At 66.3% G+C, this 3,984-nt stretch carries 4 protein-coding genes and 1 pseudogene; all 5 read right to left on the reverse strand.

Annotated features, from left to right (window positions below):
• Positions 1–122: 122 nt before the first annotated feature.
• Complete coding sequence (locus tag DYI24_RS22635) at positions 123–782, reverse strand: thiamine phosphate synthase (RefSeq protein ID WP_164573929.1); 660 nt, start codon at positions 780–782, stop codon at positions 123–125.
• Between the two features lie 5 nt (positions 783–787).
• On the reverse strand, positions 788–1,822 hold the full coding sequence (locus tag DYI24_RS22640) for a class I fructose-bisphosphate aldolase (RefSeq protein WP_164573930.1): 1,035 nt from the start codon (positions 1,820–1,822) through the stop codon (positions 788–790).
• 254 nt (positions 1,823–2,076) lie between these two features.
• Positions 2,077–2,322 carry an antitoxin MazE-like protein gene (locus DYI24_RS22645; RefSeq protein WP_164573931.1) on the reverse strand — a complete coding sequence of 82 codons (246 nt, stop codon included), beginning with the start codon at positions 2,320–2,322 and terminating at the stop codon, positions 2,077–2,079.
• A gap of 121 nt (positions 2,323–2,443) precedes the next feature.
• On the reverse strand, positions 2,444–3,640 hold the full coding sequence (locus DYI24_RS22650; RefSeq protein WP_164573932.1) for a phosphoglycerate kinase: 1,197 nt from the start codon (positions 3,638–3,640) through the stop codon (positions 2,444–2,446).
• 221 nt (positions 3,641–3,861) lie between these two features.
• A pseudogene (locus DYI24_RS22655) lies at positions 3,862–3,984 on the reverse strand (erythrose-4-phosphate dehydrogenase); the annotation flags it as partial.

Here is a 3,984-nt window from a genome sequence, read left to right on the forward strand (position 1 = left end):
GGAACGGGTTGGGGCCGGACGGCGGCGACAGCGAGACTTGCGCCGCTGCGCCGGTGGCAAGCAGCAACGAAGCCGCAACAATCGCGAACGCGCGCAGCGCCTTCATCTTGGAATCCAATGTGTTATTGCCGGGGGGCGGCAGCGAAGCCTTGGCGCAGCGCTTCGCCGGCGTCCGCCAGCGCGGCCGTGGGATCGTCGGCGCTCCAGATGAAGTCGCCCACCAGCACGAAATCGGCACCTGCTGTGGCGAATTGATGGACTTCGTCGCGGCTGGTCGCATAGCCGACGCAGGGCGGCTCGAACAGCTCGGCCCACCAGTCCAAACGCTCGGCAATCGCCTCGGCCGACGGCCGGGTGCCGTCGGCGCCGGGCTCGCCGAACAGCACGTAATCGGCGCCGGCTTCACCTGCGATCATCGAATCATGGCGGGTTTCCAGCCTGCCGACGCCGGCAATCCGGGATGGCTGCAATTGCGGCAGCCATTCCTGCATATCCTTGAGGCCGGACAGATGCGCTCCATCGGCGCCGCCGCGCGCCACCAGGTCGGCGTGGCCGTCGACCAGGAGCGCCGCACCGCCAGCCTGCACCACCGGCGCCACCGCCTTGATCCGCGACGTCAGGGTCCGTGGATCGGACGGCTCCAGCCGCAGCAGCACCGCCGCGATATCGGCGGCGGCGAGCAGCTTCGGCAGGGCCGCGACCGGGGCGGCGGGATCGGCAGTCACCGGCGTCGCCAGATACAGGCGCGGCGCCGGACGCGATGGAGCAGGCTTGGCGTTCATACGGCTCAGGCGGCCTTCTTGGTTTCGAGCTCGGCGCTCCACTCGCCCTTGGCGGCGAGCGAATTCATCCGGGCCCGGTGCGTGAACGCGGCCTGACCGGCCGCGACGTTTTCGGTCTTGCCCGACCACGCCTTCTGCGGCGCGGCCTGCAGGGCACGGCCGTACGAGAAGGTGAGGCCCCAGGGCAGGCCGCCGATCTTGTTCATGGCATCGAGGTGGGCCGTCGCTTCTTCGTCCGACTGGCCGCCGGACAGGAAGGCGATGCCCGGAACCGCCGACGGCACGCAGGCCTTCAGCAGCTTCACGGTCTTCTCGGCGACTTCCTGCACCGATGCCTTCTTAGCCGATTTCTTGCCGGGGACCGCCATGTTCGGCTTCAGGATCATGCCTTCGAGGGCCACGCCCTGGAAGTAGAGTTGCTGGAAGGTCTCCTTCAGCACCCATTCGGTGACGTTGTAGCAGGTGTCGATGTCGTGGGCGCCGTCCATCAGTACCTCGGGCTCGACGATCGGCACGATCTGGGCCTGCTGGCACAGCGCCGCGTAGCGCGCCAGCGCATGGGCGTTGGTCATGATCGCGGTGTGGGTCGGTACGCCGCGGGCGGTGTCGATGTCGATCACGGCGCGCCACTTCGCGAAGCGGGCGCCCTGCTTGTAGTACTTGGCGAGCCGTTCGGCGAGCTTGTCGAGGCCGACCGTGATGGTCTCGCCCGGGCAGTTCGGCAGCGGTTGGGTGCCCTCGTCGACCTTGATGCCGGGGATGCTGCCGGCCTGCTCGATCAGCTTCACCAGCGGAGTGCCGTCGGCGGCGTTCTGCCAGATCGTCTCGTCGTACAGGATCACGCCGGAGACGTAGTCGCTCATCGCTTCCTTGGAGCGGAACAGCATCTCGCGATAATCGCGGCGGTTGGTCTCGGTCGACTCCACCCCGATCACGTCGAACCGCTTCTTGATCGTCCCCGACGACTCGTCGGCAGCGAGAATGCCCTTGCCGGGCGCGACCATGGCGCGAGCGATCTGGTTCAAGTCAGCGAGGTTCATCGCGTCTCTCCTTTGGCTGTTCTTGTTGGTTTGGGAAGCCGTTCGGACAGGGTCTTAGACAATGCCGAGGAAGATGGCGAGGGCGCGATTGACCGCGGCCATGTCGCCGGTGGAGAGGCGGCTAGCGTCATCCCCCGCGAAGGCGGGGGAACCAGTATTCCAGAGCGCTCGTGTTCGATCCGCCTTTCACTGCCATACTGGATCGCCCGCCTTCGCGGGCGATGACGAGAGAGAATGCGGTAAGGACGGGCGTGTCACTTCCCGTCGTCGCCCCAGACTTCGATCAGCATAACGGCGAGCTGCTCAAGGAGCTCTTGGTCTTCTGCACTCGCGTTGATGGCCGCACACGCCCGGCGAATTTCTGCCTTGATCTCTGGATCATTCAAGTCAGGGAGCGGCGGATCGGTCGGCCGCAGCCCAGGCGCCGTCATCTCGGCTCGGAGCTGCCGCGCAGCCTCACGAGCCCGCTCTTCAGCATCACGATCGTCACTGGTGCCCACCGTGATGACCTCTGCAGAACTTGGCCGTGCGATCCGCACCACAATCCTGCTCGGAGTGTAGGTGCGAAACGCTGTATCTACAACCTGGGCGTTCTTCGAGACCGAGTGGGCTGAGCTGGGCCTACTTGACCCGGAGCACTTCCACGCCCGGCAGCGGCTTGCCTTCCATCCATTCCAGGAAGGCGCCGCCGGCTGTCGAGATGTAGGTGAAGTCGTCGGCGACGCCGGCGTGGTTGAGCGCCGCGACGGTGTCGCCGCCGCCCGCCACCGACACCAGCTTGCCGGCCTTGGTGCGCTTGGCGGCATGCTTGGCAGCTTCGACGGTGCCCTTGTCGAACGGCGTCAACTCGAACGCGCCGACCGGGCCGTTCCACACCAGGGTGGCGGCGTCGTCGATCGCGGCGTGGATGCGCTCGATCGAACGCGGGCCGACGTCGAGGATCATGCTGTCCGGCGGGATCGCGTCGAGGCCGTAGGCGAACGACGGCGCGTTGGCCTCGAAGTGATAGGCCACGGTGGCGTCGACCGGGAGGATGATGGCGCAGTTGGCGGCTTCGGCCTTATCGAGGATGCGCAGCGCGGTCGGGGCCAGGTCCTTCTCGCACAGCGACTTGCCGACCTTGACGCCCTGGGCGTGCAGGAAGGTGTTGGCCATGCCGCCGCCGATCACCAGCGCCTGCACCTTGGTGACGAGGTTTTCGAGCAGGTCGATCTTGGTCGACACCTTGGCGCCGCCGACGATGGCGATCACCGGCTTCACCGGCGCTTCCAGCGCCTTGTTCAGTGCCACCAGCTCGGCCTGCATGGTGCGGCCCGCATAGGCCGGCAGCTTGTGGCCGAGGCCTTCAGTGGTGGCGTGGGCGCGGTGCGCGGCAGAGAACGCGTCGTTGACCCAGATGTCGCCGAGCTCGGCGAGCTTGTCGACGAACGCCGGATCGTTCTTCTCTTCCTCGGGATGGAAGCGGGTGTTTTCCAGGCACAGGATGTCGCCGTCGTTCATCGCGGCGATCGCCTTGGCGGCGGGCTCGCCGATGCAGTCATCAGCGAAGCCGACCGGCTTCTTGATGACGTCGGCCAGCGCGGCGGCGACCGGCCTGAGCGAGTTCTTGTCGTCGCGGCCCTTCGGGCGGCCGAAATGCGCCAGCAGGATCACCTTGGCGCCCTTGCTCGACAGCTCGGTGATGGTCGGCATCACGCGCTCGAGCCGGGTGCTGTCGGTCACCTTGCCGGCGTCCATCGGCACGTTGAGATCGACGCGCAGCAGCACGCGCTTGCCCTTCACATCGACGTCGTCGAGGGTGCGGAATGTCTTTGTCATGATGAACCCGGTGCCTTGGGTGTCATCCTTCGAGACGCCTCGCTGCGCTCGGCTCCTCAGGATGAGGGAGGATGATGGGCGCACGAAGAACAGCTTCGGCGCGTCGAATGCGGCGCCTCATGGCAGAAGCGGGTGATAACCCGAGCTTGGTCCATGAGGCGCCGTGTCGTCGTCGACTTCGCCGCTGAACGGCTTAGTCGATTAGATCGAGACTTGGTCGATTAGATCAGCTTGCCCATCGCGACGGCGGTGTCGGCCATGCGGTTGGAGAAGCCCCACTCGTTGTCGTACCACGACATCACGCGCACCAGCGTGCCGTTCTGCACCTTGGTCTGGTCCATGTG

It is taken from the genome of Rhodopseudomonas sp. BR0C11 (assembly GCF_010820945.1).
Classification (GTDB): domain Bacteria; phylum Pseudomonadota; class Alphaproteobacteria; order Rhizobiales; family Xanthobacteraceae; genus Rhodopseudomonas; species Rhodopseudomonas palustris_H.